Annotated in this window: 11 protein-coding genes and 1 pseudogene; 8 read left to right on the forward strand and 4 right to left on the reverse strand. The window is 44.7% G+C overall.

Annotated elements, in window-relative coordinates; translation table 11 throughout:
- Positions 1-24: 24 nt before the first annotated feature.
- Together V6C11_RS12000 and V6C11_RS12005 are read right to left on the reverse strand one after the other, a co-directional pair.
- Positions 25-1,224: an MFS transporter gene (locus V6C11_RS12000; protein ID WP_333531408.1), complete on the reverse strand. Its 1,200-nt coding sequence runs from the start codon at positions 1,222-1,224 to the stop codon at positions 25-27.
- A 138-nt stretch (positions 1,225-1,362) separates the two neighbouring features.
- Entirely contained in the window at positions 1,363-1,512 is a 150-nt protein-coding gene (locus tag V6C11_RS12005) for a peptidase (protein ID WP_333531409.1), read from the reverse strand.
- A gap of 196 nt (positions 1,513-1,708) precedes the next feature.
- Between V6C11_RS12005 and glpX the strand changes: the two genes are divergently transcribed.
- The 6 genes from glpX to V6C11_RS12035 all read left to right on the forward strand — a co-directional run bounded on the left by glpX (position 1,709) and on the right by V6C11_RS12035 (position 8,992).
- Positions 1,709-2,677: a class II fructose-bisphosphatase gene (gene glpX / locus V6C11_RS12010; RefSeq protein WP_333531410.1), complete on the forward strand. Its 969-nt coding sequence runs from the start codon at positions 1,709-1,711 to the stop codon at positions 2,675-2,677.
- A gap of 196 nt (positions 2,678-2,873) precedes the next feature.
- A complete protein-coding gene (locus tag V6C11_RS12015; RefSeq protein ID WP_333531411.1) occupies positions 2,874-3,413 on the forward strand; it encodes an RNA polymerase sigma factor in 540 nt (179 codons plus the stop codon).
- Entirely contained in the window at positions 3,410-4,837 is a 1,428-nt protein-coding gene (locus V6C11_RS12020; RefSeq protein ID WP_333531412.1) for a peptidase S9, read from the forward strand. Before V6C11_RS12015 ends, V6C11_RS12020 begins: the two co-directional genes overlap by 4 nt.
- A 21-nt stretch (positions 4,838-4,858) precedes the next feature.
- Complete coding sequence (locus V6C11_RS12025) at positions 4,859-7,213, forward strand: hypothetical protein (protein ID WP_333531413.1); 2,355 nt, start codon at positions 4,859-4,861, stop codon at positions 7,211-7,213.
- Entirely contained in the window at positions 7,210-8,139 is a 930-nt protein-coding gene (locus V6C11_RS12030; RefSeq protein WP_333531414.1) for an ABC transporter ATP-binding protein, read from the forward strand. Before V6C11_RS12025 ends, V6C11_RS12030 begins: the two co-directional genes overlap by 4 nt.
- Before the next feature lies 1 nt (position 8,140).
- The gene (locus V6C11_RS12035) at positions 8,141-8,992 is read left to right on the forward strand and encodes an ABC transporter permease (protein ID WP_333531415.1); all 852 of its coding nucleotides are present in this window, start codon (positions 8,141-8,143) and stop codon (positions 8,990-8,992) included.
- 150 nt (positions 8,993-9,142) lie between these two features.
- Here V6C11_RS12035 and V6C11_RS12040 read toward each other — a convergent pair whose 3' ends face one another.
- Complete coding sequence (locus V6C11_RS12040) at positions 9,143-10,096, reverse strand: TIGR01212 family radical SAM protein (RefSeq protein ID WP_333531416.1); 954 nt, start codon at positions 10,094-10,096, stop codon at positions 9,143-9,145.
- A gap of 206 nt (positions 10,097-10,302) precedes the next feature.
- Positions 10,303-11,478 (reverse strand): tryptophan synthase subunit beta, encoded by a 1,176-nt coding sequence (gene trpB, locus V6C11_RS12045; RefSeq protein WP_333531417.1) that lies wholly within the window; start codon positions 11,476-11,478, stop codon positions 10,303-10,305.
- A gap of 173 nt (positions 11,479-11,651) precedes the next feature.
- Here trpB and V6C11_RS12050 point away from each other — a divergent pair, with 173 nt between their 5' ends.
- Positions 11,652-12,617 (forward strand): PLP-dependent cysteine synthase family protein, encoded by a 966-nt coding sequence (locus V6C11_RS12050; RefSeq protein ID WP_333531418.1) that lies wholly within the window; start codon positions 11,652-11,654, stop codon positions 12,615-12,617.
- A 1,137-nt stretch (positions 12,618-13,754) separates the two neighbouring features.
- A pseudogene (locus tag V6C11_RS18725) lies at positions 13,755-14,558 on the forward strand (methyl-accepting chemotaxis protein); the annotation flags it as partial.
- Between the last annotated feature and the right edge of the window lie 76 nt (positions 14,559-14,634).

Below are 14,634 nucleotides of genomic sequence, written 5' to 3' on the forward strand. Positions count from 1 at the left end.
TGTAGTCAAGTAGGCGATCGGTAGTTAGTTGTTTAAGGAAGCCTTCGTTGGAGATTCTTTAACGGTGGAAATCCGAAAGGCCGTTACAAGATTTAATAATGCAATGGCCGCTGCAGCAAGGAAAACATACTCGTAGCCGAACTTCATCCACAGTATACCGCCAAAAAAAGGGATGGTCATGGAAACCAAGTGGTCTATGGATAACCCCATGGACAAAGTGGGTGTTAAGTCCGCGGGGGTGTCAACGATTTTGTTTAGATAGGTGGCCCGGGCCATGTTGCAGGCCATGAGAAGTTGGTCACCTATATAACAAAAGAATACTAACCAGATAGCATAATGACCCAACCCAAGATGTACAGCAAACCCATAACCAATACACAACACGATCAATAGAACGGATTCTGAAGCAATTATAAACCTTTCACCAAAGGTGTCGATGGCCTTTCCCAGAAGTGCCCTAAAAGGAATGCCCGCCACGGTACCAACAAGGCCAAGCATAGCAAAGGTTGTTACCGGTTGCTGAAATATTTTGATTAGTACCCAGGGAGCAAAGGTTAAAAAGACTTGCTTCCTGGCTCCATAAAGGATGTTTAAAAAGTAAAACAAAAAATATTTTCTCTTAAAAACCAGTTTCTCCCTTTTGATGCTGCTTTTGCGAGGCTCCATCAGAAGCAGGCAAACAGAGGCAGCAATTACACTGAAGCCAGCCAGTGCAAAGATGGCAGTATAACTAAGGGCAAAATAACGTATACCCAGATAAACCACTAAAAACCCAATTAGGGATGCAGCGGTTTTAATGGCTCCCAACTTCCCTAGGGCTTTTCCCTCTTCACCTGGTTTGGCCAGGGACACACCAATACTTGATTCCACCGGCATGTACAGGTGGGCCCCAACACTCCAAATGATCATCCAGAGCACGGCCCAGCTAAAACTGGGTGAAACAAACCCAAGGCCCAATAACCCCGCTGCCAAAATAAGGTTGGCTACCAGGGCGATGCGCACATCTGGGAGAAAGATTAGAAGTCCTGTAGTAAAAACAACAAGGAAACCAGGTAATTCCCTGGGAAACTCCAGTCCCCCCCTGGCTACTTCACCAATATGAAAAACATCATTTAAATAGTTATTAAATGATGGGTCATACAGCCCCGAATAAAGACCAAGAAAAGCACCAGCCAAAATAAAAAGAAAAAAGTCCCGTTTCCGACGGGCCTCGTGTTTGTCCATAATTTAAACCTCACTTTAATAGACGGCTCATGGCCAAAATGAAGTGGCCCTTTACTACAGCCATCTTTAGGCTGACGGCTGATGACCACTCTTTTATTCTAAACATCTATGTCTAAAAAGGCAATAAAAAAAGGCCTCTTAAGCCTGTTGTAAGGTTTGGATTGCTTTGTACAAATCCTGGTTTAACCGAGTAAACCAATCCCTTAATTCAATTTGTTTTTGAAATCGAGCTTCGTTTTGCTCAATCATCTGGGTCAAGGCCTTTATTGCTTTTTCCTTTTCAGACATAGAATTAATTCCTCCTTTCTTTTCTTGATTTATTGTACCATACAAAAATTAAATTCCTATTAAGTTTATATTAATTTTGTATATTAAGTTTAAAAAATATGGGTAATTGTGTCAAGGAGAAAAAAAGTCATCCAACAGCTAATCAGAGTGCTATAATAGTAGCAGGTAAGTGTTTATTTTTAAGGAGGTCTTTGGTTTGGATAGAGAACTTGCTCTGGAAATTGTGAGGGTAACAGAAGTGGCAGCTTTGGCCTCTGCCCGTTGGATGGGGAGGGGTAAAAAGAATGAGGCAGATCAGGCGGCCACCAGTGCCATGCGGGCAATGTTTGACTCAGTTAATATAGAAGGTACCGTTGTAATAGGCGAAGGTGAACTGGACGAAGCACCCATGCTGTATATTGGCGAAAAGGTTGGCAGCGGGCATGGTCCGGAAGTGGATGTGGCAGTTGATCCCCTTGAGGGAACCAATATTGTGGCCAAGGGATTAAACAATGCTTTGGCGGTTGTGGCAATTTCAGACAGAGGAAACCTGCTTCATGCACCAGATATGTATATGGAAAAGATTGCCGTAGGCCCTAAGGCCGCGGGTCTGATTCATATTGATGATCCAATACCCAGGACCTTGGAAATTGTGGCCCGGGCTAATCGGAAGAGGATTCAAGATTGTACGGTTATGATTCTGGAAAGAGAAAGACATGCCCAAATCATCGAAGCTGTTCGCCGTACGGGTGCCAGGGTAAGATTATTTAGTGACGGTGACGTAGGAGCAGCCATAGCCACCTGCTTTGAAGATACAGGTATTGATATTTATATCGGCACCGGTGGTGCACCAGAAGGGGTTATCTCAGCCGCTGCCATTAAAGCCTTGGGTGGTGAAATGCAAGGACGTTTGGTACCTGATAATCAGGAAGAGTATGACCGTTGTGTAAAAATGGGCCTAAAGAACCCCAAACAGATTCTTTTAATGGATGACATGGTACGGGGTGAAGATGCAATCTTTGCTGCCACTGGTGTTACCGATGGGGAACTGCTGCGTGGGGTTCGCTTTGTCGGCAATGACCGTGCAGAGACCCACTCCCTCGTCATGAGGGCCCACACCAAGACAGTTCGTTGGGTTAAAGCCCTACATTGTATTCCCAATAAGCCTCATTTGGTAATGGAGTAGTTTAATTGTCAGCCATTAGCCAGTTGTCAAAGGTAAACGTTATAAGCTAAAGGCTAAAGACCAAAAACTAAAAGCTAAAAAGTCCGCCCCAATAGATGAGGCGGACTTTTTGTTTATTATTTTTCGTTACATAATGCGCAGGGATGACGTCTTTAAAAGTGAGTACTCAAAATGTGGTTTGAAATGAGGTAGAAGCATGACTCCGGCAACGCAAAATCGCCATCCAGATGGCGACTTACCTTTTGAAGAGCTGTATGATCGTTATTTTGAACAAGTAAACAGATATCTACGATACCGAGTTGATACTACTTGGGATGCGGATGATTTAACAACTACGGTTTTTATGAAGGCGTTAGAAAATTTTAGCAAGTACCGGGCTGAAGGACCTTTTTCTGCATGGTTATTTCGTATTGCCCACAATGTTTATGTGGATTACATACGAGGTCGACGAGAATATGTAACCAACGATGGTTTTCTAGAATCCGCTGTGGGGTCAGATGATGGGCCTGAACAGGCGGTACTGCAGGGGGAAGAAATTATCCGGCTTCGTAAACTACTGATTGAGTTGGCCCCTGATTATCGTGATGTTGTGGCATTGCGTTATGCTGCGGAACTCAGATTTGCACAAATAGCCGAAGTCCTTGGGAAATCCGAATCAGCCGTTAGGATGCTGCATCACAGGGCTCTCAAACAGTTAAGGCAAAGGTATGTCTGTGAAGGGGGGAATGCCAGATGACAGAGGAAAGATATGATAACCTGGAAAATAAAGTTCTTCCCATTGATAACTTTTTAAAGGCGAAAGAAGACGCAAACGAAATATCTCAATTGTTAATCCATATGAGACAAGTAAGGCAAGCTGTGCCGGTTAACCGTCGGCTACAGGTTGAACTTCGGAAAAAACTCCTGGAAAGACAAAGGGAACTAATGAACCAGGGCCCGGCGGGCAACTCGCTGCCAGAAGTCAGCAAAGCTAAAAACCATTTGATGTATCGTTGGCGTCCCAGGTTACCGGTAATAGTAGGCGCATTAGCAGTTATAATGGTTGTTTTTTTCCTAGGGTATGGTCAATTTGCTAAGGGACAGGATCATCTGGCAGTGGTCGGGACTCCCCAGGAACTCACCCGTTTTTGGACGGAAGATGTCCCACTGCAACCTGCCATTAGTCCCGATGGCTCTAAAATAGTCGTGGTAAGGGGCGGCGGTTTGGTTCTTCTTTCTAATACTGGGACCCAACTGGCCTCTCTGGAGCCTCCGGCAGGAGCAACCTTCCGATCACCTGCCTGGTCACCCAATGGAAATCAGGTATCCTTTGTCCTGAGTCATCAGGGCAGTGAAGAAATCAAACAGATTGCAGCGGAGGAGTTAACAGCCTCAGGCAAAATAAATAGGGCTAATTCGGAACCTCAAACCCTGGGCCAAAGAACAATGGCGTCCCAGGACAGTATAGCATTAAATGAAACAAAGGCCGATGATCAGCAAAAGGATATTCATTACTCAAACCTGGTCTATTCCCCGGATGGCCAAAACTTAGCCTATGTTGTCAATAAGCTTGGGGAACCAACTGAGATTTGGGTTCGGTCCAGCGATGGTCAAGAGAAAAAGATTACCAATGGGGATGCACCTACCTGGTCACCAAATGGCAAATTTTTAGTTGTCCAACGTCCCGGCAGGGCTAAGATATATGATCTTTGGCTGGTAAATGTGGCAAGTGGAGATGCAGAAATCCTGGGTCCCGGGGAAAACCCAGTTTGGGGTAAATCTGGTTATCTGGCCTTTTGCACAGAAGCCATTCAGGAAAGGGTGCTAACTTTCCAGCCTAATGGGGAACCCCAATATAAAGTTCGTCAGCAAATGGCTGAGATGCGCTCAACCTATTTGGGTAAAGATGGCTCCCATATGCTTAAGAAATTAACAGCAGGAGAAGGTTGGTTGACCAACAGTCATTTATTGGTGGCACCGGAAAATCGAATTTCTGGTATTGAAATTAACTGGTTGCGCCAGCAGGAAATGAGCGGTTCCTTTGAACCAAAGACTCTGGTTTTAAATGAAATCTTTAAATGTGAGGGCCAGGTTTTTGGGCCAGAGGACCAATGGTTGCTCTTCGCCCGCCGAGATGGCGATACAGTTGCTCTGCTAAAACTTAATGTTGAGAAAAAGTAGGAGAAAGAGAGGAACGAAGGTATGAAGAACCTACCTAAGGGGCGAGGGACAATCCACAAGATCTCCTATCTCTTTGTGATAGTTAATCTTTTGACTTTTCTGCTTCTGCCCAATTTAGCCTTGGCCAGTGAAGTGGGGCCCTTTCGTTTGGCCGCACAGCCTGGCTTAAGCGGTATCTATAAAAATGGCTTTGCCACAGGTATTACGATCAGTGTTGCCAACCAAGGTCAAGGATGCCAAGGTTTGCTGGTCATTGAGCCAGATAAAAATTCCCCGGGAGCGAGGGATTTGTCACTAAGGTATCATAAGACAATTGATATTCCCGCCAAGGGCTTGGTAAAGACCACACTGATGATTCCCAGTGAATTTATGAATAGGGGAGCAGTGGCTGTCCTTCTGGTTGATGAAAAGGTTGTGGCTGCTACACCTATCCAAGGTACGGTAGTTAACGGTGGTTTTCTAGCCTTAACCCTGGGGGAAAAACCTTTGCGGGGCGGTTTAGCTACTTGGTTGGATCAAACCTTTGGCGGGCAAACTGCCATCAAGTATATGAAGCCGGCATATTTACCCAATGATGCCATGGAACTCCTGCAAGCAGACATCATCATTGTGGACGATGTTGCAGTTAAGGAACTGACGGAAAAACAATTAACAACCTTGAAGGATTGGGTATCCCTGGGTGGCATACTGCTGATTTCTGACGGAGCAGGTACGTATGCCGGAGAAATATTGGCTGATATATCCCCTGTCAGGGCTGAAAAACAAGCAGTAGTAACTTCTGACCTAGGTGGCTTACAGGTTGTCAATGGAAACATGACCGTAACCACCGGCAAGCTAATGAATGGTGAAGTTCTGGCCCAGGTAAAGGACACCATCCTGGTTGCGTCCAGGGACCTTGGGAAAGGCCGTATTATCTACAGTGCCATTCCCCTGGAAAATCTAACCTCGGAATCCGCCCGGGTGTGGCCTTTGATTTTTAATATGGCGGATGGTTCGAATCGGGTAGATGTAAAGGTGCAGATGGCACGGGAAAAAAGAAACATGGGTAATGATATGTTGGTTCATGCTTCAACCTATCTGCCCCAGATTAAAACCCCGCCTGTACCCCAAGTGGCCTTGGCCTGGGGAGTATATGTTATTATCATCGGACCAGTACTTTATCTTATTTTGAAACGCCGTGATCGACGGGACTGGATGTGGTGGATCATACCCATCTGTGCCCTGGTCACAACCAGTGTGGTATATTTCATGTCGCCAGCCCAGAGAATCAATGCCCCCATTAGTCAAACTTTGTCACTGGTTGAAATATTAGATAACCAAAGGGCAGAAATAAATGCCACAGCATCCTTTGTTAGTCCCTTTGGGGGGGATTTGAAAGTAGAAGGAAACAAGGAAGCTGTCATACTGCCTACCAATTTCTATGGTAATTCCCAAAAGTCACCTTCCATTGGCTACCATATGCAGGCGGCCCCGGTAATCACCTTTCCGGGTGTAGAATATTGGTCCATGCGTCAAGCTAAGGCCACTGCCTTTAAAAAAGACATGGGAAGCATTGAAGGCAACCTAACCTTAGAGAATGGCTATATTACAGGGAAGATTGAAAATAAGACCGGGCTGGATCTAAGGGATTGCAGAATTATCTTAGGAGGACGCTCCCTAACCTTGGAAAGCATTCCAGCCGGTGGTTTCGTTACAGTAAAACAATCTTTGAGCAAATGGCCCAATAGCTTGGGGCCCAATGAATTTAGAGATTTGCTGGTGGCTCCTAGCAAACCAGGCCAAGAAGATAATTTTATCAGGGAAAGACAGATGGTAGATGCCATTCCAGGCTTCTCAACGGCCGGAAGCAATAATCAACCCGTGTTTTACGGTTGGAGTGAGGAATCTCTGGGGATGTTTAAAATTGTAACCGAGAAGGAAAATGCCAAGGATTATCACCTGACATTGGTCACCCAGCAATTAAAATTAAATATCTCCGAGGAAGGAAATATTCAACTGCCGGCGGGTATGTATAGACCTAAAATGATTGAGAGCAGAGGCGCCTATAACGAAACCCCACTGGGCTTTACCCTCTATGAAGGAAAAATTGTCCTGGGAATCGACTTAGTTTGGCCTTTAAATGAGCAGAAACTACAGGTGCTGGAAATAGTCTGGCCGGAACAAACCAATAAAAACTTAGTTACCAAAATATATGATCAACAGAATAATCAATGGGTCGATGTACCATCCCAGGGGCTGAGGCTAACAGCGGATCAAGTTGCCCATTATACTGCTTCTGGTCAAGTACGTGTGCAGGTAGAAAAAATATCTGGCCTAGGGCAGCCGGACCGTGTGGAGCTGCCTGCAATTTCGGTAAAAGGAGGGGAGTCTCGATGAATGCAGTGGAAATAAAGGGTCTCACCAAAGCTTATGGCAATAATTATGCACTGCGGGACTTCTCCCTAAATATACCAAGGAGTCAGGTCTGCGGCTTAATTGGACCCAACGGTGCAGGAAAAACCACAGCGATGTCTATCCTAGCCACACTGCTGGCACCGGATGCGGGCTCTGCCGCTGTAAACGGTCATGATGTCATGAGTGAGCAAGCCAAGGTACGTCGATTAATTGGTTATATGCCAGATTTCTTTGGCGTGTATGATAATCTAAAAACAACAGAGTACCTGGAATTTTATGCCGCAGCCTACCGCATTCCCGTATCGGAACGGGCCAGGTTAATCAGTGACCTGTTGGAACTGGTTAACCTTACTGAAAAGTCCCATAGCTATGTTGATTCATTATCCCGGGGCATGAAACAAAGACTGGCCCTGTCACGCTGCCTGGTGCATAATCCAGAGGTATTAATCCTGGATGAACCTGCTTCCGGCCTAGATCCAAGGGCTAGGGCGGAAATGAAAGAAATTATTCGCCACTTAAAGCGAATGAACAAAACCATTCTCATCAGCTCCCATATTCTCCCTGAGTTGGCAGAGATGTGTGACAGTATTGCTATACTGGAACAGGGTAAACTGGTGACCTACGGTCCGGTGGAAGAGGTTACCGCCGCCCGCCAGGGGGCAAAAATACTAAAGGTGGACGTGGCTGATAGACTCAATGAATTGCTAGAGTTTATGATCAGCAGGCCTGAGGTAGTTAGTGTTGATGGTGAAGCTGGTTGGGCTAGAGTTACCTTTCAGGGTAATAAGGCTGCCCAAGGACAGCTTTTGAGAGAAATCATGGAACAGGGCTGGCATGTCTATGAATATGCCGAGGTAAAGGGAAACCTAGAAGATGCCTTTATGGCCATGACCGGGGAGGGTGAATAAAATGAGAGAATTAAACCCGGTGCTATTAAAAGAACTGCGTCAACGCTTCCGCACCTATCGATCACCACTGGTGGTTGTACTTTACCTATTGGTACTAGGTGGTTTTTCCTTGAGCATTATTTATTTACAATGGAGAAACAACCCCTATTTCCAGCCAGGCAGCAGTAAAGAAATTTTTACAATCATCAGCATGGCTCAACTTGGTCTTTTGGCCTTTGTGGTCCCTGGTTTAACTGCCGGGGTCATCAGCGGGGAAAGGGAACGGCAGACCTTAAACGTACTTTTAACAACGGAATTAAGCCCCCTAGGTATTGTTGTCAGCAAGTTAATATCAGCCTGTTCCTTTACGGCACTGCTGTTAATATCAACCTTGCCTCTCTACAGCCTCGTGTTTATGTTCGGTGGCTTAGCACCGATACAGATCATGGGTGTGCTTAGTTTCTTTTTGGTGGCTATGTTTTTGTTTGCGGCCATTGGCGTGGCTTGCTCAACCTATTTTAAAAGAACCGGCATAAGCACCATTACCACCTATGGTATTGTCTTTTTCCTGGTGGCAGGAACAGGTTTTTTAGCAGCCTTTATCCAGGAACTGTATCAACAACAAGCCCGAATGGCCATGATTCAACTGGAGCAGACCCCTTTGGTTGTTATGCTGCTGCAAGATACCAACCCTGTGATCGTCATGCTAAGAATATTAGGCGAAGGTGCTACCATCGGTCCTGGACGAGAAATGTGGCTGCCCTACTGGGGAACCTTTGCCCTGACCTACCTCGTTTTGGGTCTCGTTTTAATCCTGTGGAGTGGCTGGAAGTTAAATCCCATCAACCAGTATCGAAAACTATTTCGCAAATAAAAAACAGCCACTGGAAGTGTTTTAGAACCTTCCAGTGGCTGTCCCATTTATAAGATATCTTGATATTTTTGCCGCCCATACGAATCTTAACCTGGCATTAGTAGAACGGAGGCTAAGCAAATAGCTAACGCACGTCCCATGGTCCAGCGGCTAGAACTTCAGTGCCTTGCCATTCAAATAATCACATTTCTTGCCCTGCCAGGTATCCTTTTCCGCCAGGGTATGTTCGATGGCTTGTTTAATCTTCCACCAACTGGTGCTCCAGTTGGAAAAAAGCTGATTATCCTGTGGTCCTTTACCTACCAGACGTTGAATCACTACCTCTGGGTCTAAATACTCCAGAAAGGTCACAACCCGGGTGATATATTCCTCCAGGGGGATGATTTTAAATTCCCCTCTTTCATATATGCTGGCCAGAGCCGTTCCCTTTACCACATAGAGTGAGTGTAGTTTTACATAATGGATGCCAAGGGCAGTAAGAATTTTGGCATTTTCAATGACGTCCAAAGGATTATCCCAGGGCAGGTTGAGAATGATATGTACACAGATTTCAAAGTTTCTCTGCTTTATTCGCTGTACCGCATCAATAAATTCTGCCAGGGTATGGCCCCTGTTGACCTTAGTAAGGGTGTGATAATTCACGGTTTGCAGGCCCAATTCAATATTTATGTCTAATCCCCGCTGAAGTTTAATTTCTTGTAAAAAATCCAAATAAGAGTCATTAATACAATCAGGGCGAGTGGAAATGGATATGCCTACGATATCTTCTTCAGCCGCCGCTGCCAGTATGTTTTCCTTAAACTGTGGCAGGGGCAGATAGGTGTTGGTGAAGGCCTGAAAATATACAATAAACTTTTTAGCATTAAAACGGCGAATGAAAAAGTCTTTGTTTTCCTGGATTTGCTGTGTAATACTCAGGGTGTTGGGCAGACATTCAAAGCCTGCACCCTCCTCATCACAGAAGATACAACCACCGCGACCCACAATGCCATCACGGTTTGGGCAAGAACCAGGCAGATTAACGGGTAATTTGTATACCTTTTGGCCAAATTTTTTAACCAAGTGGTCTGAATATTGACGATAGCGAGTGGATTTTTCGATCATTTTATTTACCTCGAATAATAGAGTAGCCTTTAGTAATAGGGTCAGGCGTGACCCATTGCCAAAAATAAGTCAATAAGTCAAGCCTGACCCCCAAACCTTGTCTCTGTCAGTTAGTATATCACGGTAACTTCGGCAACAACAACTTTTTAAAGACAAAGGAGGACGGTTTTCTGTCACAGACAGAAAACCGTCCTCCTTTGCTCAGCCTATTTTAACATATGAAAAACCTGCTCAACATCCTTATCACCACGACCGGAGATGTTAACGATAATAATTTGGTCTTGTTTGAGGGTAGGAGCCATTTTGATTGCCTGGGCCACTGCGTGGGCACTTTCCAGGGCCGGTATAATCCCTTCGGCTTTTGATAATACCTGAAAGGCAGCCAGGGCCTCATCGTCACTAATGGCCACATATTCAGCCCTGCCGGAGGCTTTTAAATAACTGTGTTCGGGTCCTACACCAGGGTAATCTAATCCCGCAGATATTGAATGGGTCATTAAAGGTTCCCCATTTTCATCCTGCATGACGTAGCATTTAAAGCCATGTAAAATCCCTGGTTTACCTGCACATAATGGTGCGGCATGTTGGCCTGTGGCCAAACCTTTACCGCCGGGCTCAACGCCAACCATATGAACTTCTTTATCCTCCACGAAGGGATAGAATAAACCGATGGCATTGCTGCCGCCACCTACGCAGGCCATAAGATAGTCTGGTAAACGCCCTTCACTTTTTAGTATTTGGGCTTTGGCTTCAATACCGATGATTGACTGAAAGTGTCTTACTATCAGAGGGTAAGGATGCGGGCCTACGGCGGAACCCAACATATAATAGGTATTATCCGAATTTGCCACTAGATCCTGTAAAGCCACATCCACTGCATCTTTAAGGGTTTTCGTGCCAGTGGTTACTTTAACGACCTTAGCACCAAGCAATTCCATGCGAAAAACATTGAGGGCTTGACGTTTGGTATCCTCTTCGCCCATATAAACGACACATTCCATATCAAACATGGCGCAGGCCGTAGCTGTGGCCACGCCGTGCTGGCCGGCTCCAGTTTCTGCAATAACTCTTTTTACACCCATTCTTTTGGCTAGTAAAACTTGACCGAGTACATTGTTAATCTTGTGTGAGCCAGTATGGTTAAGATCTTCTCTTTTGAGATAGATTTTAGCTCCACCCAATTTTTTCGTTAATCTTTCTGCAAAATAAAGGGGATTCGACCGTCCAACATATTGCTGATTATAATAATTAAGCTCAGAAATAAAATCAGGATCATCTTTATAGCGCAAGAAAGCCGCTTCCAGATCATCCAATACCTTTTTAAGTGAATCCGGGACATAGGCTCCGCCAAATTCACCATAAAGACCTGTTAAATTACTCATCTCGTCTCCTCCTCTAATTTAAAAACTATCCTCAGCTAGGCTAAAAATAAAACTGCTCTTATAGTATCATGGATATTCGATCGATACAACAATTATTTAACATTTAAAGAGGTTTATTGCACTTCCTCAAAAGTGATAATATAATACAATAAAAAATGGAGGTTGAAACGGCTTTGTTTTCCAAAACTTGTTCTTCCGTATTAGAAGCTATTGGCAATACACCTATGATAGAATTATCCCGAATTGCCGGGGAATTACCCGGCAAGATATATGCTAAAGCAGAGTTTATGAATCCCACTGGCAGTATGAAGGATCGTATAGCCCTAAGGATGATTGAAGATGCCGAAAGAGAGGGGAAAATTCAACCTGGCAGTATTATCGTTGAAGAAACCAGTGGCAATACCGGTATTGGTCTGGCAATGGTCTGTGCTATCAAGGGCTATAAATTTATTGCCGTTATGTCAGAGGGCAATAGCCCTGAACGCCGGCAGATATTACAAGCCATGGGGGCGAGGGTTGAACTGGTACCCCAGGTAGAAGGCGGCAAACCAGGCAAGGTAACAGGTGAGGATTTGGCCCTGGTGGAAAAAAGAGCGGAGGAATTAACGTCAGAACTAAGGGCTTTCTGGGCAAATCAGTTTCATAATCCTAGCAATTGCCAAGCCCATTATGATACCACTGCCCAAGAAATATGGGAGCAGATGGGTGGTAAAATTGATTATTTCTTAGACGTAGTAGGCACCTCTGGTACATTTACAGGCATAGCTAGTGCCCTAAAGGATAAGGACCCCAAAATTCAATGTTGGGCTGTGGAGCCTGCCTCTGCGTCGGTACTGGCTGGCAAGCCTGTAACGAATCCTCAACACGTACTCCAAGGCTCCAGCTATGCGAAGGTGCCAGCCCTTTGGAATGCCCACGTGTGTGATGGGTATATTTCAGTGACCGATGGCGAGGCTATTCGTGCAGCAAGGCGCTTAGCCACCGAGGAAGGACTTTTTTGTGGCTACACTGCCGGAGGCAATACTTCTGCAGCTATCAGGCTGGCAGGCTGGTGTGACCCAGGTGCCAGGATTGTTACGATCCTTTGTGACAGTGGGATGAAGTATCTAAGTACGGATTTGTATCAGGTAAGTGAATAGATAATTTTTTTCCTTCAGCCCCTGCTGAGTTGATCGAGGGCATTGAAAATCTTCCGGTTTTCTGAATAACTGTATAGAGCATTAAAAAAGCTGATCCTCATTCCACATAGTGGAAGGAAGAATCAGCTTTTTTATTGTTAGCTTGTACTTTTAAGATGACTTATTCGCTCCGAGGGTGACGCTATATCATACCCGTGTCTGTTTCAACTTACTATTTTTTGCTTCAATGAGTGTTTCAAATTGTTTTCTGTCATTTTTTTCGCCTGTAGTAACGGTTGCAGCTGTAATGATCCGCTCTTCGCTCAGAGCTGCTTTAAATAACTTTTTCAGTATCTTCAGTTGATCCAGTGGGACAATTTTACCATATTTCGAATATTTCGACATAATATATTGTAGAAAATGGGGAAACTTTGTATAATTTTTACATGTGTTTTTTGCTATAGTGACACATGTTTGTCACAAAATAGTTAGTAAAAGCATATATAGCTTAATTAATTAAATGACGAATAAGGGGGAGAAGTTTTTATGAAGTTGAGATTGGGGGCAAAGATTAGGGCAGGTTTCGCGATTGTCTTATTGCTAACTGCTATTGTTTCTGCCATAGCAGTTGTTCAGCTTAATGCTGTTAGTCGTGATTTCGATGAAGTACCGATTGTCTTAAAAAGATTGGTGATTGCCAAAAAGATCCAGTATAATACGGCCATGCAATCGGCTAACATAAGAGGATATTTTGCCTACTCTGATATGAAGTTTATGGATGAATGTCAGCGTTACGGTCAAGAAAATATTAAACTTGAGCAAGAACTGATTGACATGTCCAGAAGCGAAGTTAACCGTCAGGCAGCGGAGGAAATAAAAGGACTTAGTACAGCCTATAATGATATTATTGATAGTACGGCGGATTTATTTAAACAGGGGAAAATTAAAGAAGGCACCGAACAGGCGGTTACCAAGGGAGTACCCATAGCAAACCAATTATCAGAAAAGGCTAATAGTTATGCAGATAGAAGAGAGAAGGAACTGGTTGCTCTTGCGGAACAGGTGGGGCAAAATAGTATAAAAGTAGCAAGCATGGTTGGGACCATTGCCATCATTGCTTTTCTAGCAGGTATTTTAGTAAGCTTTTTTATCATACGGATGATTACAAAACCAATCAAAAGCCTTACAGATGGTTCAGAAGTTATGGCTAAGGGTGATCTTACATACCGGGTGCCGGAAACGAACCGTACGGATGAGATCGGAGACCTGACCAGGGCAATTAATGAAATGGCCAAAGCCAGGCACCAGGCTATGATTAAGATTCGGGATATCGCCCATACCCTGGCCGCCCACAGTGAACAACTAACCGCAGCCGGTGAAGAAGCCAGTGCTACCATTGAAGAAATATCCGGTACGACGCAAAATGTGGCGGCCGTATCGGAGCAAAGTACTGCCAGTGCAGACAGTGCCGCTGAAGGGTCAGAACAAGTCAGACTGGTGGCACAGGAAGGGAATGAGGCAGTAAAAAATGCTGTAGCAAAAATCGGACACATTGAGAAGGATACCAGGGATCTGGTAATAACCATTAAAGAACTGGGTGATCAATCTCAACATATCGGACAAGTTATTGAGGTTATTTCAGGAATAGCTGAACAGACCAATCTACTGGCGTTAAATGCTGCCATAGAGGCTGCTCGGGCAGGTGAGCAGGGGCGAGGTTTTGCTGTAGTGGCTGAAGAAGTTCGTAAGCTGGCGGAACAATCCGCCAATTCTACGATGCAAATTGCCAATACGATCAAAAAAATTCAAGAAGAAATAAATAAGGCTAATCGAAAGATGGATGAGAATGTTTCAGCAGTTGAGGAAGGGGTAATGATTGCTAATCAAGCAGGGGAGGCCTTAAACAAAATTATTGAGCAAATCGATATGAGTGTAGAAGCAATCAATCAGATTGCTATTGGTTCCAAGCAGGTTAGTGAAGGAACGCAGCAACTGGCAGGGGCATCTGAGCAAGTAAGCTCTACGATTCAGCAGCAAG

The organism is Desulfotomaculum sp. 1211_IL3151, assembly GCF_036763075.1.
Lineage (GTDB): Bacteria > Bacillota > Desulfotomaculia > Desulfotomaculales > Desulfotomaculaceae > Desulfotomaculum.

Coding starts and splice junctions, on each gene's coding strand:
- V6C11_RS12015 (WP_333531411.1), top strand. CDS start 2,874: ATGACTCCGGCAACGCAAAATCGCCATCCAGATGGCGACTTACCTTTT.
- trpB (WP_333531417.1), bottom strand. CDS start 11,478: ATGAGTAATTTAACAGGTCTTTATGGTGAATTTGGCGGAGCCTATGTC.
- V6C11_RS12040 (WP_333531416.1), bottom strand. CDS start 10,096: ATGATCGAAAAATCCACTCGCTATCGTCAATATTCAGACCACTTGGTT.
- V6C11_RS12005 (WP_333531409.1), bottom strand. CDS start 1,512: ATGTCTGAAAAGGAAAAAGCAATAAAGGCCTTGACCCAGATGATTGAG.
- V6C11_RS12025 (WP_333531413.1), top strand. CDS start 4,859: ATGAAGAACCTACCTAAGGGGCGAGGGACAATCCACAAGATCTCCTAT.
- V6C11_RS12000 (WP_333531408.1), bottom strand. CDS start 1,224: ATGGACAAACACGAGGCCCGTCGGAAACGGGACTTTTTTCTTTTTATT.
- V6C11_RS12020 (WP_333531412.1), top strand. CDS start 3,410: ATGACAGAGGAAAGATATGATAACCTGGAAAATAAAGTTCTTCCCATT.
- V6C11_RS12030 (WP_333531414.1), top strand. CDS start 7,210: ATGAATGCAGTGGAAATAAAGGGTCTCACCAAAGCTTATGGCAATAAT.
- V6C11_RS12035 (WP_333531415.1), top strand. CDS start 8,141: ATGAGAGAATTAAACCCGGTGCTATTAAAAGAACTGCGTCAACGCTTC.